20 protein-coding genes are annotated in these 25364 nt (G+C 48.6%); 17 read left to right on the plus strand and 3 right to left on the minus strand.

The window, feature by feature from the left end:
• Positions 1-5: 5 nt before the first annotated feature.
• Both rfbB and galE read right to left on the minus strand, forming a co-directional pair.
• Complete coding sequence (gene rfbB, locus JUB14_RS07870) at positions 6-1064, minus strand: dTDP-glucose 4,6-dehydratase (protein ID WP_207505313.1); 1059 nt, start codon at positions 1062-1064, stop codon at positions 6-8.
• Positions 1065-1115: 51 nt separating this feature from the next.
• The gene (gene galE, locus JUB14_RS07875) at positions 1116-2135 is read right to left on the minus strand and encodes a UDP-glucose 4-epimerase GalE (RefSeq protein ID WP_207505314.1); all 1020 of its coding nucleotides are present in this window, start codon (positions 2133-2135) and stop codon (positions 1116-1118) included.
• A gap of 199 nt (positions 2136-2334) precedes the next feature.
• On the opposite strand from galE, the gene JUB14_RS07880 reads away from it, so the two are divergent.
• Positions 2335-3183 carry a transglutaminase-like domain-containing protein gene (locus JUB14_RS07880; RefSeq protein ID WP_207505315.1) on the plus strand — a complete coding sequence of 283 codons (849 nt, stop codon included), beginning with the start codon at positions 2335-2337 and terminating at the stop codon, positions 3181-3183.
• On the opposite strand, the gene JUB14_RS07885 is transcribed toward JUB14_RS07880, so the two are convergent.
• Positions 3180-3812 (minus strand): 4'-phosphopantetheinyl transferase family protein, encoded by a 633-nt coding sequence (locus tag JUB14_RS07885; RefSeq protein ID WP_207505316.1) that lies wholly within the window; start codon positions 3810-3812, stop codon positions 3180-3182. The two genes, JUB14_RS07880 and JUB14_RS07885, sit on opposite strands and share 4 nt — an antisense overlap.
• Positions 3813-3927: 115 nt before the next feature.
• Between JUB14_RS07885 and JUB14_RS07890 the strand changes: the two genes are divergently transcribed.
• The 16 genes from JUB14_RS07890 (at position 3928) to JUB14_RS07965 (ending at position 25232) form a co-directional block, all read left to right on the plus strand.
• Positions 3928-4830: a WD40 repeat domain-containing protein gene (locus JUB14_RS07890; RefSeq protein WP_207505317.1), complete on the plus strand. Its 903-nt coding sequence runs from the start codon at positions 3928-3930 to the stop codon at positions 4828-4830.
• 181 nt (positions 4831-5011) lie between these two features.
• Positions 5012-6028, plus strand: a complete 1017-nt coding sequence (locus JUB14_RS07895; protein ID WP_207505318.1) for a DivIVA domain-containing protein — start codon at positions 5012-5014, stop codon at positions 6026-6028.
• A gap of 156 nt (positions 6029-6184) precedes the next feature.
• Positions 6185-6535, plus strand: a complete 351-nt coding sequence (folB, locus tag JUB14_RS07900; protein WP_207505319.1) for a dihydroneopterin aldolase — start codon at positions 6185-6187, stop codon at positions 6533-6535.
• A gap of 97 nt (positions 6536-6632) precedes the next feature.
• Positions 6633-7340 carry a DUF2490 domain-containing protein gene (locus JUB14_RS07905; protein WP_207505320.1) on the plus strand — a complete coding sequence of 236 codons (708 nt, stop codon included), beginning with the start codon at positions 6633-6635 and terminating at the stop codon, positions 7338-7340.
• A 319-nt stretch (positions 7341-7659) separates the two neighbouring features.
• The gene (locus tag JUB14_RS07910; protein WP_207505321.1) at positions 7660-8634 is read left to right on the plus strand and encodes an alpha/beta fold hydrolase; all 975 of its coding nucleotides are present in this window, start codon (positions 7660-7662) and stop codon (positions 8632-8634) included.
• A complete protein-coding gene (locus JUB14_RS07915; protein ID WP_207505322.1) occupies positions 8621-9298 on the plus strand; it encodes an acetoacetate decarboxylase family protein in 678 nt (225 codons plus the stop codon). The genes JUB14_RS07910 and JUB14_RS07915 overlap by 14 nt, the downstream gene beginning before the upstream one ends.
• A gap of 209 nt (positions 9299-9507) precedes the next feature.
• Positions 9508-10107 carry an RNA polymerase sigma factor gene (locus JUB14_RS07920; RefSeq protein ID WP_207505323.1) on the plus strand — a complete coding sequence of 200 codons (600 nt, stop codon included), beginning with the start codon at positions 9508-9510 and terminating at the stop codon, positions 10105-10107.
• Between the two features lie 228 nt (positions 10108-10335).
• Complete coding sequence (locus JUB14_RS07925) at positions 10336-11415, plus strand: FecR family protein (RefSeq protein ID WP_207505324.1); 1080 nt, start codon at positions 10336-10338, stop codon at positions 11413-11415.
• Between the two features lie 163 nt (positions 11416-11578).
• A complete protein-coding gene (locus JUB14_RS07930) occupies positions 11579-15088 on the plus strand; it encodes a SusC/RagA family TonB-linked outer membrane protein (RefSeq protein WP_207505325.1) in 3510 nt (1169 codons plus the stop codon).
• 12 nt (positions 15089-15100) lie between these two features.
• A complete protein-coding gene (locus tag JUB14_RS07935) occupies positions 15101-16942 on the plus strand; it encodes a RagB/SusD family nutrient uptake outer membrane protein (protein WP_207505326.1) in 1842 nt (613 codons plus the stop codon).
• 79 nt (positions 16943-17021) lie between these two features.
• Positions 17022-17396 carry an SGBP N-terminal domain-containing protein gene (locus JUB14_RS07940; protein ID WP_207505327.1) on the plus strand — a complete coding sequence of 125 codons (375 nt, stop codon included), beginning with the start codon at positions 17022-17024 and terminating at the stop codon, positions 17394-17396.
• Between the two features lie 17 nt (positions 17397-17413).
• Complete coding sequence (locus tag JUB14_RS07945; protein WP_207505328.1) at positions 17414-18400, plus strand: DUF4466 family protein; 987 nt, start codon at positions 17414-17416, stop codon at positions 18398-18400.
• 239 nt (positions 18401-18639) lie between these two features.
• A complete protein-coding gene (locus JUB14_RS07950; RefSeq protein ID WP_207505329.1) occupies positions 18640-20697 on the plus strand; it encodes a right-handed parallel beta-helix repeat-containing protein in 2058 nt (685 codons plus the stop codon).
• 40 nt (positions 20698-20737) lie between these two features.
• Positions 20738-21973: an alginate lyase family protein gene (locus JUB14_RS07955; RefSeq protein WP_207505330.1), complete on the plus strand. Its 1236-nt coding sequence runs from the start codon at positions 20738-20740 to the stop codon at positions 21971-21973.
• Between the two features lie 3 nt (positions 21974-21976).
• Positions 21977-23893, plus strand: coding sequence for a heparinase II/III domain-containing protein (locus JUB14_RS07960; protein WP_207505331.1), 1917 nt, complete (start codon positions 21977-21979; stop codon positions 23891-23893).
• Between the two features lie 10 nt (positions 23894-23903).
• Positions 23904-25232, plus strand: coding sequence for a BNR repeat-containing protein (locus JUB14_RS07965; protein WP_207505332.1), 1329 nt, complete (start codon positions 23904-23906; stop codon positions 25230-25232).
• Positions 25233-25364: the final 132 nt, after the last annotated feature.

Genomic DNA, 25364 nt, shown 5'->3' on the forward strand with positions numbered 1-25364 from the left:
ATTTTTTACCTTCCTGCGTACATGTCGTCGTAGTACTTCTGGTAGTTGCCTGAGGTGACGTTCTGCAACCACTGCTGGTTGGTCAGGTACCACTCTACGGTCCGCTCCAGCCCTTCAGCAAACTGCAGCGAGGGCTCCCAGCCCAGCTCTTCTTTCAGCCTGGTGGCGTCAATGGCGTAGCGCAGGTCGTGGCCGGCTCGGTCGGTGACGTAGGTGATCAGCTGCTCAGAGGTACCCTCGGCGCGGCCCAGCTTCTGGTCCATAATGCGGCACAGCAGCAGTACCAGGTCAATGTTTTTCCACTCGTTGTGGCCACCTATGTTGTAGGTCTCGCCGTTGACGCCACGGTGATAGATCACATCAATAGCGCGGGCGTGGTCTTCTACGTATAACCAGTCGCGGATATTCTCTCCCTTGCCGTAGACGGGCAGCGGCTTGTCCTGGATGATGTTGTGAATCATCAGCGGGATGAGCTTCTCGGGGAAGTGGTTGGGACCGTAATTGTTGGAGCAGTTGGATATCACCACCGGCAGTCCGTAGGTATTGTGGTAGGCTCTGACAAAGTGGTCAGAGGAAGCCTTAGATGCCGAGTAGGGAGAGCGGGGGTCGTACTTGGTCGTCTCCAGGAAGAACTCGTTAGGGTCGTGCAGCTCGCCATATACCTCATCGGTAGAGACATGGTAGAATCTACGACCTTGCATGTCGCCTTTCCAGGTTTTGCGGGCGGTGTTCAGCAGGTTGACCGTGCCGATAACGTTGGTCATCACAAAGGCCAGCGGGTCGGTGATAGAGCGGTCCACGTGCGATTCGGCCGCCAGGTGTATCACACCATGAAAATCGTGCTGAGCAAAGAGTTGATCCAGGAAGTCGGCGTCTACGATATCCCCTTTGACGAAGGTGTAGTTAGGCGCCTGTTCGATGTCTCTGAGGTTCTCGAGGTTGCCGGCGTAGGTCAGCGCGTCGAGGTTGAAGATAAGGTACTCCGGGTACTGGGTCACGAAGCGGCGCACCACGTGTGAGCCTATAAAGCCTGCGCCCCCGGTGATAAGGATTTTCCTGGTCATACTACTAGTAAATATTCAGGTGTAGGTACTTATGGTAGAAAATAAAGTTGACTATACACTCTTGGTGATTTTTTCCTGCCAGCGCCAGGCATCTTTCAACGCGTCAGCCAGCGATTTCTCGGCATGCCACTTCATGACATTATTTACTTTGTCAGATTGAGCATAGATCTTTTCAACATCACCCGGACGTCTGGGACCAATGTTGTAATTGAGTTTCAGATTATTGACCTCCTCAAACGTTTTAATCAGTTCCAATACCGTATGGCCCTGTCCGGTTCCTACATTAAAAACATCATAATAGTCACTAATTGTTTGCTCATTTAGCAATTCAATGGCTTTTACGTGAGCTATAGCCAGGTCTACCACATGTATAAAGTCACGCACACAGGTACCATCGGGAGTGTCATAGTCCTCACCAAATACCGTCAGCGATTTACGCAGACCAGCCGCTACCTGAGTAAGATAAGGTACCAGGTTGCTCGGTACACCGTTAGGAAGCTCTCCGATTTCAGCGGAAGAATGGGCGCCAATCGGATTGAAGTAACGCAGAGCTATTGCCTTTATGCCAGGTTTTGAAATTACATGATCCCGGATGATATCTTCACTGATGGCCTTTGTATTTCCGTAGGGAGAGGCAGCCGGTTGACGGGGGGTATCCTCGGTAACGGGTAGTTCATTGGGCTGACCGTACACGGTACAGGAAGAAGAAAAAACAAACTTGTTAACCTGGTAGTCGCGCATTACTTTGAGCAGAACGATGAGCGACATCAGGTTGTTTTCATAGTAGGCTAGTGGTTTTTCTACCGATTCGCCTACTGCTTTATAGGCAGCGAAATGGATAACACCATCAAATTTTTCTTTCTCGAATAAGTCACGTACGGCGCGCTCGTCGTTACAGTCAATTTCGTAAAAGGGGACTTCCTTGCCAATAATATTGTAGATGCCCGCCAGCACTTCCCGGTTTGAGTTGTACAGGTTGTCGATAATGACAGGAGTATAACCTGCATTGTGAAGCTCAACCACTGTGTGTGATCCTATAAAGCCTGCTCCACCGGTAACCAGAATTTTCATATTGTAAAATTGAATGTGGAAATGTTATCTAAATATATTATTAGTTGAATCTGGATATCGTCAGGACAAAAAATCAGCCACGAATAGCCCCTGGTACATCAATAGTACAGTATGGGTTAGGGCAAAAGTAGAAAATTTGATAGCGATACAAAAATTGTTTTTATTTAAGCGTTCGTTACCAAAACAAAGCTAGAAAGGTATGACTGATAAGGAAATAAAGGCATTAGTTTCTTTGCTGGATGATGAGGATGCGGAGGTTACTACCCACGTAGAGGAGAAAATTCGATCGTTGGGGAGTAGTGTTATACCGTTTCTGGAAACGGAATGGGAAGAAAGTTTCAATCCGGTAATACAACGAAAAATTGAAGAACTGATCCATGATCTGCAGCTGAGAGTAATGATCGAGCGTCTGCAGGGCTGGAAAAACGGTGGTGCGCTGGATCTGCTGGAAGGTATGTGGATTGTGGCCACCTATCAGTATCCGGAGCTGTCACTGGATAAGCTCCGCTCTGATATAGAGCAACTGTACTACGATATATGGCTACAGGTCAGGGAAGATATGAACCCGGTTGATCAGATCAAGATGATGAACGGGATCTTTTATGGCAATATGAATTTTGGAGCTAATACCAAGAGCTTCCATTCCGCCTCCAATTCTATGATCAACGTGGTACTGGAAAGCCGCCGGGGCAATCCTATTACGCTTTGCGTGATCTATATGCTCATTGCCCGTAAGCTGGGTATGCCCGTACATGGCGTTAATCTGCCCAATCTGTTCGTATTGACTTATAAGCAGGATAAGCTACAGTTTTATATCAATGTGTTTAACCGGGGCATTATCTTCTCCAAGACGGATATTGATCATTATATAGCGCAGTTGAATCTCAAAGCCAAGGATTCGTTTTACCAGCCCTGTTCCAATCTGGAGATAGTACAGCGTGTACTACGTAACCTGATCCTTTCGTACGAGAAGGCGGGTGAACCCGAAAAGATAAAAGAGGTGGAGTCTATCCTGAAGTCAATTATGGACGATGTTTTTGAAGATTAGATAGCGACAGCCAGACAGTAATCCTCTACCCAACGGATGTGTATCCGGGCTCTGACCAGGCGGTCTGCATCCGTGAGGGTACCTTCCAGTACCGTGGCGTTATCCGTAAAGGGAGCGATGGTAATGGAGTCCCGGAAGCTTACCTTTTTACGGCCATTGAGTTTATATAGGGCTTCTTTGGCGCACCAGTACATACAGAGTCGGGTTAAGTGGGCCCCGGCTTGTTGTACTTCCGGGTCGGAAAGAAACTTCCGGGCGGTTCGTATCAGCTTCGGGTGTACTTTTTCCATATCTATCCCAACGGGTGAGTGTTGATGCAGTACTCCGGCTACATAATCAGCAGTATGTGTAATGGAGATAGGACAGGAGGAGTCAATCAGAAAAGGCTTTCCGTGCTCATCCTTCCACATACCCCGGTACTCTACAGAAGTAAGCTCTTCTACCAGTTTCTTTACCAGAATTCGCCCGGCCAGCCATTCGCGTCGCTTTTGGGGGTGGGTGATAGTGTCAAATTCAGCGTGGTCATCAGTAACAGGCAGCAGCTCACGTAGTTGATCTTCGTCTTCATCCAGCTTCCATAGCCACACCCGGCAGTCGTCATTCAATAGTTCGGTATAGTGCAGGGGCATAAGCAAAGGGAATCGATGAAGTGTTAGATAAACAAGGTAAAACCGATTAGCAACTTATTACGTTGTTCCATACAAACCAAGACCAGACGCATTTTTTAGGAAATCCCTCTCTTCAATGAACGTTCATAAACTAGATACCTTCTCCGGTCATCGTGACTGTGTATATACCCTTGCCCATAGCGGTATCCCCCATAAATTCTTTTCGGCCGGAGGTGATGGGCTGGTAGTAAGCTGGGACCTGAGCAAGCCCGATCTGGGTGAGCTGGTGGCACAGGTAGGCGCTTCAATCTATGCACTGGCCTATGACAGTACCTCCAAGTACCTCTGGATAGGTCATAATTTTAAAGGCATTCAGGTAGTTGACCCAATCAATAAAGCCCAGATTGCTTCATCTAAGATAGCTTCTGCGGCTATATTTGATATCAAGCTATACGGTGACAAGGCACTGCTGGCCCTGGGAGATGGAGTGATCATTGTGATGGACATCCCGACCTTTGCCGTACAGAAGCATATCAAGGCATCGCAGAAAAGTATACGTTCGCTGGCAATTAACCCTGCCGGTGGTGAAATAGCAGCCGGTAGCAGCGACTGGCACATTACCGTCTTTGATAGCGATGGATTCACCCTCAAGAAAAGGTTTCTGGCTCACGACAACTCTGTGTTTACGGTACAGTATTCACCCGATGGCCGTTTTCTGCTATCGGCTGGTCGGGATGCCCACCTGAAGGTATGGGATGCTGCTAATAACTACGAACCTGTACAGGATATTCCGGCGCATATGTTTTCTATTAACCACCTGACGTATAGGCCCGATGGAAAATATTTTGCCACATGCAGTATGGATAAGTCAGTAAAAATATGGGATGCGGATACTTTTCAACTAAAAAAAGTAATTGACCGCGCCCGACACGCAGGACATGGTACTTCGGTCAATAAACTACTGTGGTCAGAATACGAAGATCTGCTGGTGTCGTGTAGTGATGACCGGACTATTTCGGTGTGGGAAATAAAGGAATAAATTGTGGGGGAGTACTGGCATCGAAAGCTACTATTTTCTTTATTTTGCTGTATATACTGACCGTAAGTACATTTATTAAGATATGTTTTTGAAATTTGTAATTTTAGTCAGTAATTGACGAATTCGGTAAATAAGTGAGAAAGGTAACAAAGTAAGCAAAACACCAAAACGTACAGTCCTAATGAAGATTTCACCCATTGATATACGACAGCATACATTCGAAAAAGGATTCAGAGGGTATGACGTAGACGAAGTAAGTGCATTTCTTAATTCACTTTCGCAGGAGTGGGAGCGGGTGACCAATGAGAACAAAATGCTCAAGATGCAGCTCGAGATCGCAGAGAAAGAGCTGAACAAGCTCCGGGACGTAGAGTTGACCCTTTTCCGTACGTTAAAAACTGCCGAAGATACCAGTACTCAGATCACCGAGCAGGCTAATAAGGCTGCCGAGAAATACCTGCAGGAGTCGCGACTCAAATCCGATGAAGTGATAAATGAAGCCAAGCGTAAGGCTAATATGCTCCTACAGGATGCCGAAAACCAGTCACGCTACGTCAAGGAAGAGCTTATTAATGAACTGAAGAACCAGGAGCGTGACTTCAAGGCCATTGAGAAGTACCGCGATAACCTGATTGTTCAACTCAAGACACTGGTTAACAGTACCAACGATACTGTCGATAAATTCGAAAAAAAATTCAATAAGGATTCATACCAGACCCGGATCGAAGACCTCAAGCAGCAAATCGCTGAGGCCGGCAAGGACAGAATGATACCGGACCAGAACATCCAGACAGAAGCAGGCGTAGAAGAAGCCGTGGTAGCATCGGTAGATGAGACACCTGCAACAGGCCAGGAGGAAACTACCACCACTACTTCTGATTCAGCCGTTGAAACTGTTGAGGTGACTAATGGGGTAGCCGTTGAGGAGATTACCGCTGAGGAAGTGATCGTGCTCCCGGCTCCGGTTGAAGAAGTAACTGAGGTAGAGGAAGTAAAAACTGAAGCTGTTACCGAGGAGCCTGCCCAGGAGGAAGAGCTGACTACGAAGGAAGACGCCACCGTGGCTATGGCTGAAGCCGAGCAGGTAGCAGAGTCGTCACAGGAGGCAGTCGGAGCCCTGAAGCAGAACCGGGAACCCGAGCCTGTGCCTGTTGAGGAGAAAAAATCAGGTGGTTCGTTCTTTGACCAGATCGGTTAAAACAGGAGCTTACTATATTTGAAAGTGCAGCTGGGGCCTCATTAAAGCGGCCTTAGTTGCACTTTTTTTATACTGAATAAACTAATTATATTTGGTGATTAGTTGAGGGCATAAGACTGTCTCTGGCAAGTATTCAATCAAAATAACACGATCACCTTGGGGACAATTGCATTAGAAGGTCTGGAGTTTTTTGCCTACCATGGCTACTATGCCGAAGAACAGAAGATCGGAAATAAATACTCCCTCGACATTATTATTACTACTGATTTTGAAGAAGCTGCTCAACGTGATCGCCTGAGCGAAACGGTCAATTATGAGGAGCTATATCGAATAGCTGCGGATGCCATGCAGGAGCGGTCACGACTACTGGAGCACGTAGCCTTCCGGGTTATTGAGCGCATCAGAGAGCGGTACCCGGCCGTAGACAAAGTAGTGGTATCAGTCTCGAAGTTTAATCCGCCCGTGGGAGGAGTATGTACCCGTGCCCGCATTACTTTAGAAGGGTAATCTTCTTACCTTAATTAAATTTCAAGTTATTTTCCGAAGGTTTTTCATGTTTCAGGAAGCATATGGTAAAGGTGCTACAAAAGTAATTTGTAGTATTATGCTATTTTTTTGGATCTACGATATAGATGAAGCTTATGCTCAGGATCGTGTTCACCAGCAACTTTACTGGACGCGAATCAATCTGCAATCGCAGATAGCTGACAAATGGCAGGTAAATGCAGAGCTGGATAACCGGCGGTTCATGCATCCGGATAAGGAGCAACAGATCATATTTCAGACTCAGGCACTATATACTCTCCGACCAGGCATGCTGGGGGGAGCAGGTTTATCTCTGTCATGGGTCTATACTCCCACCAAGACAGGTACTATGGTAGTACCTGAGATACGACCTTTCCAGATCTTTGTAATCACTCAACCCCTGTCACCCCGGTTACTACTTCAGCACCGCTACCGCGTCGATGAACGTTTTATCCATTTGCATGATGGTATGCGGCTGACCGAAGGATACCGGTACAATTGGCGTTTTGCGTATCAGGCACAACTGAGCTATCCGGTAGCGGCCGTAAAACCCGGATCTTTACTCAAAGTGGCAAATGACATCATGGTCAATGCCGGTAAAAACATCGCCAGCCATTTTGATCAGTACCGCTTCTACCTTGGCTTTGAGTATCCTCTTACACACAGATGGGCCACCGAGGCCGGTTATATGCATATATACCAGCAGGGGCGTCAGAATATACTGGTCAGGGATGTCCTGCGTCTGTCCATTTATGGCCGCTTTGGCGGAGCCAGGTATCCCCGCTAGTACCTCTTCTGGCTACTCAGCCGTTCCCTTTCTTTTGATGGCTTCTACTGCTGCGGCACAGTTTTTTATCTTCTTTATAAAAGAAAGTTAAAAACAGCTCAGCATATAAATACTTCCGGTTGAAGTATCTCTCTGTATCAGGGAGCATTACTCCTGTGGGTGATCATCTGTTTTGGTACCCATTCGGGACAGCAGGTGCTCTGCCTGTGAAGGAATAGCGAAGAAGAGATAGGATGGGGTACATAGGGTAGTAGCTATTAGCACATGACAGAGAACTGTTTATTCTGATCTGTATTCTCTGTATTATAATTCTATCAGCATGAAAAGCATTCAGAAACGATCCGGTCGCAGCGTAGGAGTACTTGTAATCATAATTAGCTGTATATTACTATCCACAGGGTCCTGCACCAGAGTACCTGATATACCACTCAAAGAACTGGAAAAAAAGTATGATATTAAGCAGACTGATTTTGTGTCCGTAGATGGAATGGATGTACACTTCCGGGACGAAGGCCCCAAGAGTGACTCGGTTCCGATGGTACTGCTGCATGGAACGGGTTCCTCCCTTTTTACCTGGAATGAATGGACCCGCACGCTGAAAGACAAGCACCGGATCATCCGGCTGGATCTACCAGGCTTTGGCCTGACGGGACCTCACCCCACAGACGACTATACCCTGGAGATTTATATAAATTTTATGCATTCCTTTCTGGAAAAGCTTAAAGTTAAAAAATGTATACTAGTCGGTAATTCACTAGGAGGAGAGATCACCTGGCAGTATGCACTTACATATCCGGAGCAGGTGCAAAAGATGATACTGATAGGAGCGGCCGGATACCCCATTAAATCCAGGAATGTCCCCTTGCCTTACATAATCATGCGGTTGCCGGTATTAAGGGAAATATTTGAGAAGTCAACTACCCCCGACGTCATTCGGCAGAGTCTGGAGTATCTCTATGCTGATCCGAACAAGGTGACAGACAGCCTGGTTACGTTATACTTTGATATGACGTGCCGAGACGGGAATCGGGAGGCGCTGACCGAACGGATGGAAAGCATTGGTGAAGATGGGCCCTGGACCCAGCTACCTACTATCAAAACTCCGACTTTGCTCCTTTGGGGCGCCAAGGATCAGCTAATACCGCTTGAATATGGGCAAAGATTTGATAAGGACTTGCCTAACAGTGCACTGGTTGTAATTCCGAATGCAGGTCATATGCCCATGGAAGAAACTCCGGTTGAGTCAGTCAAGCCCGTCAGAGAGTTTATCGAAAAGACTCATGTATATCAATGACCCGTTTTCCCCGATTCCTTCTCTGATAGCGCCCGCTCCATGGCGGCTGACTGGTCATGGGCATATATTTTTGTTTTGGTACCGTAAAGAGTGGCTCCAGGAGCATAGTTTTCTTGCCCCTTTTCAGCGGAATAATGTTAAGTTAGTTCTGGGAGGAGTTATTCTGGTTGATTACCATACTTCTGATGTAGGGCCTTACCGGGAGCTGATGTTTATCCCCGGCTTGTTCAAGTTAGGTGGCCGTTACTTGTTTTCAATCTCCAAGATTTACGTATCCAGCTATGACAGTCTATGGAACGGCGTCGAAAACTGGGGTATACCTAAAGAGTTGGCTGATTTCAGCCTTGAAACCGCCGGTAAAGGCCAGGAGACATGGACTGTAAACCGTGGAGATAAAGAGATCTTCTCCGTGCGTCTTAAAAGCAAGGGCTGGTCACTCCCTATTTCTACCACTCTCTTTCCCCTCCGTATCGGTCAGGAACTACGGGGACAACTACTCATCACCGAACCCAATGTATCAGGTACGTGTCAACGGACTACTTCAGACAGCTGGCGAACCGATCCAGCCTTTTTTCCACCAGTCAACCAACTCCGCCCGTGGCTGGGCTTATCTATTCATGATTTCAATATGAAGTTTCCTGAGCCAGTTAAGACTGCAATCTAAGATTGGTTAAAAATAAATACGGAAAAATGATACCGCTGAGTAGGGGAGTCCGTGCTATTATTCGTCAACCTCTATGGTAACTGGTGGGCTCATAGTAATACGCTCCTTATCTGATGGTACCGTTAATTTTTCTGAAAATTAAACTATTAGAATCGAATTCGTACCTGCTTTATCTGGTATGAACACGTCGTTCTGTTAATTAATCTTGCATGAAGTTGGAGAGCGTCATATCCGGTACGGAAGCTCAGCAGTGGGAGTTATTGCGCGCAGGTGATTCTGCCGTGTTTGAACAAATTTTTAAGTCATACTACAATTTTCTCTATAATTACTGTCTGCGTTTACAGGACGACGAGGACGAGGTAAAGGACTGCATCCAGATTCTTTTTCTGACTATATGGGAGAGGAGGGAGTATCTTGGACCTACTACTTCCATAAAAGCTTATTTACTGGCCTCACTCAGGCGATTGGTGCTGAAGCGGATGAAGGCAGGAAATATTTTTCAGGCCATCGATCCGGATACCTTTGACCTACAGCCGGAACTATCGTCCGAGGCTATCATGATCCGTGATCAGACGGTCAAGGATAATATCCTGCAATTACAACGGGCATTGGACAGACTACCCGTGCGGCAGAAAGAGGCTCTTTATCTGAAGTTCTACGGGGAGCAGTCTTTTGCCGAAATAGCCACCGTGATGAGTATCTCCACCCGGGCTGTGTACAAGCTCATCTATAAGGGGCTCGATACGCTGGGGGAAGACCTCCGGGTGAGTCCTTCCAAGCTTCCATTTCTTATCAACTTCCTGCTTTGACCTTTACATTCTAAGGCAACAACCTCCTCGGTACTACTGCTACACAGGGAGCTAATCCTTTATTCTACCTACCATCTTCGGCTCTTGTACGGTCGGCTGTTTCAGTATGAGCCATCTTTTCACTGCCTCATTGTATCCTAAGTATTTTTTTTAGAAAAAATTTAATTCGCAGAGGGTCACTTCGGAAATAGTCAAGCTTTATAGTAGTAAAAGACAATTTAGAAGCTATTGGAAAAGCAGCGCTATACGCATTTTAGTGCATCGGACTTCTTACTGGATGCTGATTTTCTGGCCTGGATTCAGGGGCAGGCTCCTGAGTCAGATCCGGTCTGGCAGCAATGGCTGGCCGAGAGTCCCACCATGAAGGCAGAAGTTGAAAAGGCAAAGCAACTTAATGCGGCTTTGTCATTCAGGGAAAAGAAAATTAGCCCCCGCCTGGTAGATGCCGAATGGGAAAAACTAGTACAGGGAGTTGAAGACCGGCAGACGGACTGGTACCCGGAGGAGACGACCCAACGCACCAGAATCCTGCCCGTACTACAGCGGGTAGCTGCCGCTGCGGTGTTGCTGCTGGTGGTAGTGTGGGTAGGGAAGGGGGTACTAGTACCGGGTGGCCCGGAAGCTACTACTACTCCTATGACACAGCGGGATGTAGCCAATGGCCAGCAGCTTACCATCAAGCTGACTGATGGTACCGTCATCAAGTTGAATGCAGGCTCAACTCTGTCATACCCCGAGAAGTTCCGCTCGAAGACGCGTGAAGTACATCTCACAGGTGAGGCGTTTTTTGAAGTCGCATCCGATCCCAATGCGCCATTCATTATTCATACTGAAGATGTACAGATCAGGGTAATAGGTACCAAGTTCTCGGTGAAGGCTTACCCTGAAGGAGACGATGTTCAGGTAGCCGTAGTGGAAGGAAAAGTAGGCATCAACCCATCAGAGCAGGCTTCGGCCCAACCGTCTACAGCCAGCGAAAAGAAGGAGGTGTACCTGACACCGAACGAGATGGCCACTTTCGAAAAGGATAAAAAGGAGATCAATGTAACCTCCTTTGACGAAACCGAACTACTCGGCTGGAAGGACGGCATTCTGTACTTCGAAAAAGCTGACTTCGCCGAAGTGGTGAGAAAGCTGGAACGGTGGTATGGCGTGAAGATCCGTATCCAGGCGGGTAAAAAAGTAGACCCTGAGTGGCGGTTTAGCGGGAAGTTTGAGAATAAGTCGATTGACTATATTCTGAACGTTTGCAGCTATCCTGACCGGTTTACGTACGAGCTGACTGATAGAGAGGTAATTATAAACTAGAAAAGCAAAGGCGCATGCACCAATTGGATAGTAGCTAAAAAAAGGTCGGCAACCGATTATTGCCGACCTGTACTTCTGGCCTGACCACGCTCTGAGTTGGCGCTCCTGGGGCATGGCTTCGGCCTTATTCAAAACACGGTACGTATTTCAAACACTTAAAAATATGAAATTCAAACTACTACCACAAATCATAGCCATGTCAAGGTATACAATGATTGGGGCGTTTTTCCAGTGCCTGTTCGTGGGGTTACTGACCGCGGCGGACCTGAAGGCTCAGGAAAAAAGTATTGAGAGTATCTATCTCACGGCTGATATGCGTAATGTCAGTCTGGAGGATGCTTTCGTTCAGATCATCAAAATGACGGATCTAAACTTTCAGTATGATCAGAAACTGGTAGCCAGCAAGCGGCTGAACCAACACTTCCGGAACGAGAGCCTGGGTCAGGTACTCCGTTCTATATCTAAAGAAGCCGGACTGAGCTTCCGTCGGATCAACGAAACTATTTATGTAGCCAACAATCCGGGTAAAAAGGAGTCCGTATCAGAAGTAGTGATACCGGCTAAGAATATCCTCCCAGTACATCTGGCTGCCCGTGAGACTACTAATGAACTGCCGGTACCTTTTCGTGCCGGTGCTATGTCAATGTTGCCTGCCAGCAAATCTCAGCTGCAGGCTATTACTGTGACCGGTCGTGTGACCGGCGATGGCACTGACGAAGGTATACCCGGGGTAAGTATCGTAGAGAAAGGTACTGCCAATGGTACTAATACGGACGTAGAGGGACGCTTTACTATCAATGTCACCAACCAAAGCTCAGTACTGGTATTCAGTGCGATTGGCTATATTACTCAGGAGGTGACCGTAGGATCACAAACTACTCTGAATCTTTCTCTGAAGACAGATGTAAAATCACTGGAAGAAGTAGTAGTAGTAGGGTACGGTACTCAGAAGAAGGTAAACATGACGGGTGCTGTTTCGGCCGTTAATGTAGATGAAAAGATTACCAGCCGCGCCCTGACCAACGTATCGTCGGGTCTGTCGGGTTTGGTACCGGGTCTGGCGGTGACGCAGGGTACAGGGATGGCCGGCCGTAACAACGCCAGCCTTATCATCCGTGGCCTGGGAACCGTAAATAACGCCAGCCCGCTGGTAGTTGTGGACGGTATGCCCGATGTGGACATCAATCGTCTGAACATGAATGATATTGAGAGCATCTCAGTTCTGAAAGATGCTACCTCTGCATCTGTATATGGTTCACGTGCTGCCAATGGCGTAATCCTGATTACAACCAAGTCGGGTAGAGGACAGGAAAAAGCCAGTATCAACTACACGGGTTCTTACGCCGTTACGACTCCCACCCGTGCCAATGACTTCATGGCAGATTATCCAAGAGCACTGACCATTCATCAGCGTGCCGCTGCGGTCAATACACTTCGTTCCAACTTCTTCTTTAAGGATGGTACCATTGATCAGTGGATGGCATTGGGTATGATTGACCCTTTACGCTACCCCAATACTGACTGGTGGGATATCATTATGAGGAATGGAGCGGTGCAGAACCATAACCTTTCAGCCTCGGGGGGAAGTGACAAGTCCAACTTCTTTATTTCATTAGGTTTAATGGACGAGAAGGGACTGCAGATCAATAATGATTTTAGCCGTTACAATGCTCGTTTCAACTATGACTACAAGATCCGTCCTAATATCAACACCGGAGTAAAGTTCAACGGAAACTGGTCCAACTTCAGTTATGCACTGGAAGATGGTTTTACGGATGATAATGAAACCAATACAGCCGGTTTTGATATGCAGTATGCCATTGCCGGTATTACTCCGTATGACCCTGTTACCGGATACTACGGTGGTGTAATGGCTTATAACGAAGATCCACAGGCCTATAACCCGTATACGCTTTACGTCAATAACCTTACCCGCCGAAACCGCCAGGAAGCCAATACTATGATGTACATAGACTGGTCACCCATCAAAGGACTGACGGCCCGGGTAGACTATGCGCTGAACTACTACAACCAGTTTGGCTGGAACGCAGCTATGCCTAACCGCTCTTATAACTTCCAGACCAATTCGTTTGGTAGCCGGGTGTACGTAGGTGATAATGCCGGAGTAAGCAACGCTACGAATACAGGATATAAGACCTTGCTGAATGGCCGTTTGACCTACAACACGACCATCGCTCAAAACCATGAGATTAGTGTTCTGGGGGTATATAGCGAAGAGTTCTGGTCGGATCGTTACCAGTTTACATCGCGTAATGACCGCCTGCACCCAACTTTGCACGAAGTAGATGCCGCCCTGACTGATATTCAGGCTACGGGTGGAAATTCAAGTACCGAAGGGCTTCGTTCCTACATTGGTCGTCTCAATTACACTGCTTTTGACAAGTACTTGTTTGAGGCCAACTTTCGGGTAGATGGTTCGTCAAAGTTTCTACCGGGCAGCCAGTATGGCTTTTTCCCATCAATAGCAGTAGGCTGGAGATTCACAGAAGAAAGCTTTCTTCAGCCGCTTACATCAAGCTGGCTAGACAACGGAAAGATCCGGGCTTCCTATGGTGCACTGGGTAACAATAGTGGGGTAGGTCGCTACCAGCAGCAGGAGACGCTGGCTGCCAGCAACTACTTCCTGGGAGGTAGTATTGTAAAAGGCTTTGTCAACGAAAAGATGATAAACCGCGACCTATCATGGGAAACTACTACGGTGTTCAACCTGGGCCTGGATCTGGGCTTCCTTAACAACCGTCTGACTACCGAAATTGATTTCTATGATCGTCTGACTACGGGTATGAACCGTCCGTCGGAGATGTCAATTCACCTGACCGGAGCTTACGACGCACCACGCCGGAACATTGGTAGTCTTCGTAACCGTGGTATTGAAGGGAACATTACCTGGAGAGACAGAGTTGGCGAGCTTACTTATGGTGTTAACCTGAATGCTTCCTATAACGCGACCAAGCTTGAAGAGTGGAACGAGTTTCTTGGCAAAGGCTGGGTATTCCTGAATATGCCTTACCACTTCCTGTACACCTACGAGGACGCTGGTATAGCTCAGACCTGGGAAGATGTGTATAATGCCACTCCTCAGGGAGCATCACCGGGTGATATTCTGCGTAAAGATCTGAACGGTGACGGCCGGATTACCGGAGAGGACAGAAAAGCCTATCCACGGACACAACGCGACCGGCCAACAACCTTTTATGCTTTGAACACTAACTTTTCGTGGAGAGGTTTTGATGTGGGGATTCTGTTCCAGGGCGCGGCCGGTCGTAAAGACTACTGGCTGAATATCTACAATAACGTCAACATTGGTAACCAGCGCTACGCTTCGGGTTGGGGGCAGTGGAATAACCCCTGGTCCGTTGAAAACCGCAATGGTGCATGGCCACGTTTGAATGGAAATGCCAACCGCGAAGAAACAACTTTCTGGCTTGACGATCTGAGTTACCTTCGACTGAAAAACGTGCAGCTAGGTTATACAGTCCCCAAAGTGATACTAAATAAGATTGGAATCAGCAATGTCCGGATATTCGCCTCTTCTGAGAACCTGGCCACCTTTACCAAATTCCGTGGCCTTGACCCAGAGAAGAATGGTAACCGGAGTGATGCCTATCCATTGAATAAATCTTATTCACTTGGTCTTAATATCGGGATATAAAATTCATTACTAATGAAAAATTTAACTCAAAAAATACTATCCATATCTGCCCTGGCAGGCTTACTCCTTTGCACAAGTTCATGCGTGGAGGATCTGCTGGAACTGGAACCAACCACAGAGCTAGGTGCCAACGCTTTCTGGAAGACAGAAGCCGACGCCACCTTTGCATTACAGGGAGCCTATTCGTCCGTAAGGCCTCTTTTCGACCGTGACTACTATTTTTCAGGCCATGGCGAGTTTGTACGTGTACGTGGTACCAGTGCTACCAACAATAATTTACAGCGTGGTGATGCCTATCATAATGGAGACTACAATCCTGTTGGATACGGTGACAACTTTGACAAGTACTACCGCTACCTCTACGGCGGTGTCAACCGGACCAACTATGTGATAGAGAACGTAACGAAGATGCTGGAAACAGCCAGCCCTTCATCCAGAGAAAATCTGGAAGCTATTATCGGGGAGGCTCGTCTGCTTAGAGGGATGGTTTATTTCCGCCTTATCTCTATGTGGGGTGATGTACCCTATATTAGTCAGGTTGTATATGACAATGCTGAGGTATCGGATATTACACGTACCCCAATTGCGCAGGTGAAGGACTCTATCATGGCAGACTTTACGTACGCCTACGAAAAACTTCCTGCTAAGGCACCAGTAGTAGGTCGCGCTGCGAAGCCAGCCGCGCTTGCTTTTCGTGGTAAAATGCAGCTGTACTGGGCCTCCTGGAACCGCTTTGGCTGGCCTGAGCTGACTACATTCACACCAAGTGCTGCTGAGGCTGAAGCTGCATATGCCGGAGCCGCTGCTGACTTTGGTTCAGTGATCAATGACTATGGCCTGACTCTGTTCCGTAATGGTGAGCCGGGAGAAATAGATTCGCTGGGACAGGCCGAAAAGCTGCCTAACTACTACTACCTGTTTACGCCCATAGCCAACGGCGATCCGGAAATCATCATGTCCTTCACGCATGGTGGTACCGGTACTGGCCAGGGTGAAGAGCTGATGCGTGACGTGGCAGGACGTTCACACGAAGGATCTCAGGCCTGGGTAACTCCACGGTACGAAATAGCCGACCGGTACCAGTCTACTATCACCGGCGATTTTGTGGATCCATTAATACCGATGAACCCTGCCACTGCGGGAGCCAGAACTAAGCCTAATTCGGCAGTCAATCCTCAGAGTTATCGCAATCGTGACTACCGGATGAAAGCTTCAATTATGTGGGATTACGAAAAGAGCGTAGGGATGATCTCACTGCAGCCAACCGGTTGGGTGCCATTTATCTATAAGACCTGGAACCAGCCTGTTACCATAGACGGTGTACGATATACTACCTACAATACCGACGGATCCAACTCCGGATATGTATTTCGTAAGTTCCTCCGTAACTACGCCGGTCAGGGCCGTAGCGACGGTAACTACAACTTCCCGGTTATGCGTCTGGCCGATGTGTACCTGATGTACGCAGAAGCGACAAACGCCATCAAGGGGCCTCAGGCCGATGCCATTGAGCTGATCAATAAGATCCGTCACCGGGGTAATTTGCCTCCCTTGGATCCTGCGGATGTAGCCGGTCAGGATGCCTTCTTTGACGCTATTGAGCAGGAGCGTATTGTTGAACTCCTTGGTGAAGGACATCGTGGATTTGACCTTCGTCGCTGGAGAGCACTCGAAAGAGTGTGGGGACCACCTTATAGTGAGGGGGTATGGCGTATTGATACGCACGGAGCCAATCAGCAGCGTTATTTCCAGAATACGGATGAAAGAACCTATCAGCAGGCTTACATCTTCCGGATTCCACCAGGTGAGCGTGATCGCAACCCGAACCTGACCCAGAATACGCCTTGGATGTAATTCAAATAACTAATCAAGATATTTCAAATATTTAACACTAAATGCGATGGTAAAGTACAGTAAAATAGCAATCGCACTCTTGCTTGCACTAGTTGTCTGGGTAGGTTGCACACCCGAGTTTCCGGTAGATGAAGATGGATTGCTGATTACGGAAAGAGCCGAATGTTATGTAAGTAATTTTGAACTCTTGGGACCGGACTTCCAAACTGTCAGAACCAAGAATGCAGAGATAGATACAGTAGCTCAGACTATTAATGTAGAAGTGTTTTATGGAACAGATCTACGTAATCTGTATCCGCAGTTTTCGCTGGTAACTGATGCCAAGCTGGACCCGAAGATCACGGGAAAGGTAGACTTCTCTGATAGGGTCAATCCAAAAACGTACACGGTAGTATCTGGAAACCGTAAGGTCAGAAAGCCCTATACAGTCAATATTACAGTTCAAAAACCGTAATCTTAAACCACTGGATCATGCAACGTAATTATCTTAAATATTCATCACTGCTGCTGTCATTGCTCATGCTAATGACAGCGTGTGAGGAGGAGAAAAGCATCATACCTGCTGCCAAGACGGAGCTTCAGAATGATGTGATCAAAAGAACGCTGGGACCTAATGTAGTAGGTCTGAATATAGAGTTTGCCTATGCCATGGCACTGGCACCGGAGCGAGGTAAGCTGGTCTCGGCACAGGTTGAAGCGTCTATTCCCGGCGCCGGAGGTACTTATTTGGAAACTAAGACCTACTCTACCAACGGAAGTGGGGAGGACGTAGGAATTGTTGTGGGTGAGTCACTACCTACTGAGGGTAAAATCACGAAGGTGAATTTTACAAAAGATACCTCGGCCTCTACGCTTCGCTACTACTATGTTATTCCTGAGGCAGCTCGTGGTCAGGAAGTGACCTTTGACTTCACTGCTACCAGCAGTACCGGCGAAACGGTGACCTACAAAATGGGGCCGTACAAAATTGCCAAAATGGATATGAAGCTGGATATGACCGTAACTGACAGTGTAGCCAGCTACATTTCAATCGCTGACATGGCCGTTTATAGTGCCGCGGAAGCTGCTACCAAAGCGGATAAAATTGACCTCGTATATTTGTATCGTTCCATTCCGGGAGTAACCTTCAATCATGCCCTGGTGTCGCCGGGGGCTGATAAGCAGTACCTTCCTAATGTTACCTTACCGGCAGGAGTTAATAAGGTTTCCAAGGTCAGAAAGGCATGGAACATCAGAGATTTTCACCTGGCCCGCCTGCAGTACGGTGTATATATTGATGATCTGGATTTTGAGAAGCTTGATCTAACTGAATCGGCCAACTACGCGATCAATATGAGAGCAGAGTCCGGGGCTTGGGTTGAGACGGCTGATAGTAAATACAGAGCCTACATCTACGTTAATTCTGTAAATAATAATGGTAAGAGCGCGAGAATCAGTATCAAACGCTACGCTCTCTGATCTGGTTGAAAATAAGGGTTACTGCTCCGGACTTGCGGAGCAGTAACCCTTATGTATTAGTGCCTTATTGTAGTAATTGCCGCTTCCCTGTTTTCACTCATACACCACAACCACTTGAACAAAATTAGCTAGCTTATTTATCAGTAGGCTAATCTATTCTTCGATAGTACCTAAGTACCAATAACAACATCAGTTGCCGGATTTAGGCAAGCTGACCATTCCTAACCTTTAAAAATTCCATGAAAATAATCCTTACTGCCGTACTGGTTAGTGCTGTTATGGCCATGGCTTCTATGGTGGCTACTGCCCAGCAATTTGTGCATCCGGGCGTCAGCCAATCGGCGATGGATCTGGCTTACATGAAGCAGCAGGTACTCAAAGGAGAGCAGCCCTGGAAGGGGAGCTTTGACCGTCTCAAAGCAGAGACCGATCTGGACTTCGAGGTCAAACCCTTCGCCCACGTTTTCCGTGGACCCTATGGGCGCCCCAACATAGGAGGAGTAGACCTGATGAAGGGAGCCAACATGGCCTATAACTGTGCCCTGATGTGGTACATCACCGATGACAAAGCGTACGCCAATAAGGCCATCGAAATACTGAATGCCTGGTCGCCCGTCATCCGGGACTTTGACTACAACGATGCTAAACTACTCGCTGCTCTGACGGGACATGTATTCATTAACGCGGCAGAAATACTTCGCTATACCAACTCGGGCTGGCAGCAGAAGGATATTGATCAGTTCAGCCACATGCTGATGACCGTATACTACCCCCTGATACGGTACTACTTCCCCCAGGCCAACGGCAACTGGGATGGCGCCATTATCCATACTATCATGGCCATCGGCATTTTTATGGATAACCGTCCCCTGTTCAACAACGCGCTGAATCACTTTCTTCACGGGCCCATCAATGGGGGAATCTTCAAGTACATATACCCCAGCGGACAGTGTCAGGAGACTACCCGTGATCAGGGGCACGTTCAACTGGGCTTAGGGGAGTTTTCCGGTGCGGCTCAGGTAGCCTACACACAGGGTGTAGACCTCTTCTCGATTGGGAATAATCGCATCGCACTAGGCTACGAGTACACCGCCAAATTTCTGATGGGTGAGAAGCCACACAGCTACGGGGTGATCTCAGAAAGGGCCAGGGAGATCAGGGATGACTTCGAGTACGTGTACCGGCACTATACCTCCAAAGGCATCGACATGCCCTTCACCAGGATGGCCGCTGATTCCATTCGTCCGAAGGCCAGCCGCAGTGTGCTGACAGCCTTTCGGGCTCCTACGGGTAAACCGGTGACCAAGAAAGGTACACCCAAGCCGGGTACGATTGGCTACATAGCCGGAGCCAGTGAAACACCTGCTGGCAAGGTACCTGTCAATGCTCTCTATGTTACTCCCGAGCAGTCACTGCAGGAGGCACTCAATTCGGTAGCCGGTACGGGACGATGGGTAGTGGCCAAGGCGGGGCTGCACACGCTTCCGGCAACTCTCAAGATACCTAGTGGCGTGACGTTGGCCGGAGAGGGACTAGGTACCATTCTGTTCCTGGACCCTAAGTCGGCCGATCGGGAAGTAGTTACCAATGCCGATCCGGACCTGCACGACATTACCATTCGTGATCTGGTGATTGAGGGGGCTAATCGTCCGACGCCTCCCTCGGATCCTAACAGCAACCGCTCCTACCGCAACCCCAGCAATCGGGGGGGCATCTTCTTTATATCCACGAAAGATGGACAGATGAAGAATCTGGACTTTATAAACGTCACCGTACAGAACTGTACGGTCAATGGAGCCTTCATTAGCGGAGCTTCGAATGTGAATATTATTGGTTGCAACTTCGACGAAAACGGCTCTAGTATGATACCTGGTCCCCGGCTCCAGCACAACCTGCTACTGACGCACTGCGTGGGGGTGAAGATCAGTGACAGCCGCCTGGATACCTCACCCTACGGGAGTGGAGTGGCCCTGGGACATTGCCGTGATGTATCTGTGACAAGTAGTGAGATAGCCCGCAATGCCCAATACGGCATCCTGGTCAGCGAAAGCCGGGATATCACCATAGAAGGTAACTTTATTGAAGCCAATGACCTTAGTGGCGTCATGGTAGAGTACCTATCCAAAGGCTCCAGCAACATCGCCATTCGCAATAACCAGATCCAGTACAACACCGGCTACGGAGTCGAGTCGTACGCTGCCACCCGTGTAAAGGTGGATAATAATACCTACATCGGGAATGGTAACAGCGAGATTCAACAAAAGATCAGCAACGAGAAATTTATCGTCATGGAGTAGCTTTCGTCCTGGTGGAAGTACTTCTAAAAAATAGCATTCTATGAAATATTCTAAATTCCAATTGATACAAGTAGCCTTTGCAGGTGTATTTCTGGTACTAGGAGTACTAAACTATGTACAAGCAGCACCGGTACAGGAAGGTCCGAAGCCACAGACTTTTCTCCTCGATGCTGAGCTGCTACAGGAAAACAAGCAAAAGCTTAAAAAGAAGGATAAAGCCCTGACCAAAGCGTTAGCTGACCTGGTACGTACTGCGGATGAGGCCTTGCAACGAGGACCGTATTCGGTCACCTACAAGAGCAAAGTACCTCCCAGCGGCGACAAGCGTGACTACATGAGTGTAGGTCCGTACTGGTGGCCCGACTCTTCCAAAGCCGACGGACTACCCTATATCCGGAAGGATGGGCAGGTCAATCCGGAGCGGCAGTCTATCAAAGATGCCGAGTACTTTACCTCCCTGTCTCGTGATGTACATCTGCTGGGAGTAGCCTGGTACTTTACCAATGATAAAAAATACGCTGACCACGCGGCGAAGCTCCTGCGGGTGTGGTTTCTGGATGAGGCTACCCGCATGAACCCGCACCTGAACTACGGACAGGCCATACCCGGCCGCACCGAAGGCAGGGGCATCGGCCTGATAGACACCCGCAACCTGGCTAAACTGATTGATGGAGTGCAGCTTCTGAAAGGTTCCCCCAGTTTGTCAACCCAGGAGTACAACGGTATCCGGGACTGGTTCCGGCAGTACCTGGACTGGATGCTTACCAGCCCCATCGGACAGGATGAAGCCGATGAACACAACAACCACGGTACCTGGTACGATGTACAGGCGGTGTCCATGGCCTTATTTACGGAGCAGCCTCAGCTAGCCCGGAAACTTCTGGAAGAGCGGACTAAGGCTCGTCTGGAAAGCCAACTCAGGCCCGATGGTAGTCAGCCTCACGAGCTGGCCCGCACCCTCTCCTGGAATTACTCACAAATGAACCTCAAAGGGTTTTTTGAGCTGGCCATGTTGGCCGAAAAGGTAAACATGGATCTGTGGAACTATGAAACAGGAGGGAAGGGCATCAGAAAAGCCTTCCTCTATATGCTACCCTATGCCGAAGGTACAAAGCAATGGGAGCACAAGCAGATCAAGCCTAGAGATACCAATAGCTATTTGGAAATGACCCGTATGGCTGGACTGAAGTACCCGAATATAGATCTGAAACCACTATGGAAACAACAGCAGGCTCCCACCAACAGCCTGCTCATGCTCACAAACTGGACCTTTTAACTTATGAAACTAGCAAGAATCCTACTGTTCTGGCTCTTTCTGACGCCCGTTATGGCGCAGACAAGTACCGCGCCGCTGACACCCGACATGCTGCGGAAAAATATGAAGCAGGAGCACCCCCGCCTGCTACTACTCAAAGGCGAAGAGGCTGCCATCCTGAAGCAAGTCAAAGCAGATAAAGGATGGAGTCGGGTACATAACGTTATTCTGGCTGAGTCGGACCGGATCATTGATCTACCACCGGTAGAGCGTATCCAGATCGGGAGAAGACTCTTGGATAAGTCGCGCGAGTGTCTGCGTCGGGTATTTCAGCTATCGTATGCCTACCGCACCACCGGCGAGGAAAAGTACCTGCGTCGGGCTGAGAAAGAAATGTTGGCCGTAGCGGCTTTCTCAGACTGGAACCCCAGCCACTTTCTGGATGTAGCCGAAATGACCATGGCCGTCGCAATCGGCTACGACTGGTTATTTGATGCTTTACCCGCTTCCAGCCGTAGTACCATTAGAGAAGCTATTGTTCAGAAAGGGATTAATCCCTCCTACGACAAAAAGTACAACTGGTTCCTGACCGCCGAGCATAACTGGAATCAGGTATGTAATGCGGGCATGACCTTTGGGGCGCTGGCTATTGCTGAGGACGAACCGGAACTGGCCAGCCGGGTAATCAATCGCGCCATCGAAACCATCCCAAAATCCATGCATCCGTACGGTCCCGATGGAGCCTACCCGGAGGGCTTTGGCTACTGGGAGTACGGCACCAGCTTCAATGTGATGTTCCTGAGTGCACTGGAAAAAGCGTTGGGTTCTGACTTCGGACTATCAGATATTGATGGGTTTATGAAAGCGGCTGGCTTTCAGCAGAATATGATGGGGCCCCTGGGACTGGTACATAATTGGGGCGACAGTGGCCTGAAGGGTGGACTGAGTCCGGCTATGTTCTGGTTTGCCAGCAAACAGCGCGACCCGTCGCTACTCTGGTACCAGAAAGATTTTCTAACTGAAAACAGCCCGGCTGAGAGCTTGCGCAATCGTCTGCTGCCCGCCGTACTGGTGTGGGGAATGGATACGGATCTGAAATCCATCAAAGCACCCAAAGCGAAGATATGGGTAGGGCAGGGGCACAGCCCGGTGGGCCTGATGCGCACCTCCTGGACCGATCCCAACGCTATTTTTGTAGGATACAAAGGCGGCTCCGCGTCCGTCAACCACGCCCACATGGATGCCGGCTCGTTTGTGCTGGATGCTATGGGTGAGCGCTGGGCCATGGACTTTGGACCGCAGGAGTACAACTCCCTGGAGAGCCGGGGGATACAACTATTTGGTCGGACGCAGGATGCCGAGCGTTGGCAGATATTCCGGTACAACAATCTGGTACATAACACCCTTACGTTTGATAATCAGCACCAGCTCGTCAAAGGCTATGCTCAGGTAGATAGTTGGTCAGATGCTGCTTCGCAGCCTTCTGTCATTTCTGATCTATCAACTGTGTACGCCGGTCAGGTGGCAGCGGCCAAAAGAGGAATTACCATTAAGGATGATAAAATGGTAGTAGTTCGGGATGAGGTAAAAGCTACTGACAAGCCTACTACCCTCCGCTGGACTCTGTTGACACCGGCTACTGTAACCATTCTGGATGGAAAAACGGTAGAACTATCGCAAAAGGGGAAGAAGATGTACCTGCTATTTGACTCCACAGTACCCCTTGCCATCAAGACCTGGTCGACCGAGCCGACCCATGACTACGATGCTCCTAATCCGGGTACCCAACTGGTAGGATTTGAGGCTACACTGCCCGCCGGTACCGAGCAGGCATTCAATGCCTTTTTTTCTCCCACCAAAACCACCAAACCAGTAAAACCGTTGGCGCAGTGGCCGGTCAATCATCGGGCTGCTGACACTTCCAGTCATTCACAGAAATAATGTCCAGCGTATGATCAAACGTTCAATTATAGTACTCCTCTTCATTGTACAAGCTGGCTGGGCGGTGGCTCAGAACCAGAAGCGTCAGGATGAGCCGCAGGTAATACCCGTAGGGAAGGTATGGTCAGGTCACCCCGTTGGCTTCGACCTGCTTACTACTGATAAGTACCAGTACGCGGCCTACTATGATGCTGATCGTAACATGGTAGTAGCCCAGCGCCCGCTGGATGCGAAGGAATGGAAAATAACCAAACTGCCTACTACTATAGGCTGGGATAGCCACAACTACGTACGGATGACGATGGACCGGAACGGCTACCTGCATGTATCCGGCAATATGCATAATGTACCTTTGATCTATTTCAGGTCAACGAAGCCGGAGAGCGTTGAAGCCTTTGAGAAACTACCGATGACCAGTAAAAATGAGGAACGGGTAACGTATCCGGTATTCTTTAAGGACCAGCAGGGGGATCTGTACTTCCAGTATCGCAACGGCGGGAGCGGGCAGGGTATCTCGTACTGGAATAAGTATGATGCCGACAATAAGGAGTGGAAAGGCTTGTTTGATACACCACTTTTTGACGGGGAGCAGGAGTCTAACTCTTACATGACGGACCCTAAATTGGGACCGGATGGCTACTTCTATACCGTTTGGATGTGGCGGCTGACTCCTATGGCCAATACCAATCATAATCTGTCCTGTGTCAGGAGTAAGGATCTGGTACATTGGGAGAATCTTCGGGGAGATGCTATCACGCTGCCCATCAAGTGGCGTGACAACCTCGCTACCGTAGACCCGGTCGGTCCCTGGAACGGACTGATCAATATGAGTTTTCAGGTAAACTGGGACCAGCAGCAGGTACCCCTTATCAGCTATCACAAGTTTGATCAGAAGGGTATCAGTCAGCTATATCTGGCCCGCTGGGACAAGGGGAGTAGCATCTGGCAGATCCATCAGATCAGTACCTGGAAAGACTTCACCTGGGACCTCAACCGCAATGGCTCACTGGCCAACAGTGTAGGTATTACCTCCGTTAAACCACAAGGCACCAATGAGCTGGCTGTGGCTTATCACCACGAAAAACACGGCAAAGGTACCTGGATACTTGACCGCAACACGCTAAAGGTAAAGAAGCAGCTAACCGGGCAGGAAGCTTCTAACGCTCCGACTCTTTCGGCCATGACTATCCAGCCGGGCATGAATGAGCACCGGAGGGTGGACAACACGGGTCAGTACATCATGCAGTGGCAAACGCTGCCTACTAACCAGGATCGCCCGCGGGAGGCTCCCCATCCGGCTCCCTCCGATTTGCTGGTGTACAAGATACCGGTAGATTAATTTTTTTTCGACCACCTGTTTGATACCTTTTTCAGGTTTATTCTCTGGTCTGGTACTCCACCTAAAAGTCAATAAACGCTCAGTAGAAATTTGCAGATAATTAGATCTTCTTGTACAAAATACATAAGATAG

The sequence above is a fragment of the Telluribacter humicola genome (assembly GCF_017355935.1).
Classification (GTDB): Bacteria; Bacteroidota; Bacteroidia; order Cytophagales; family Spirosomataceae; genus Telluribacter; species Telluribacter humicola.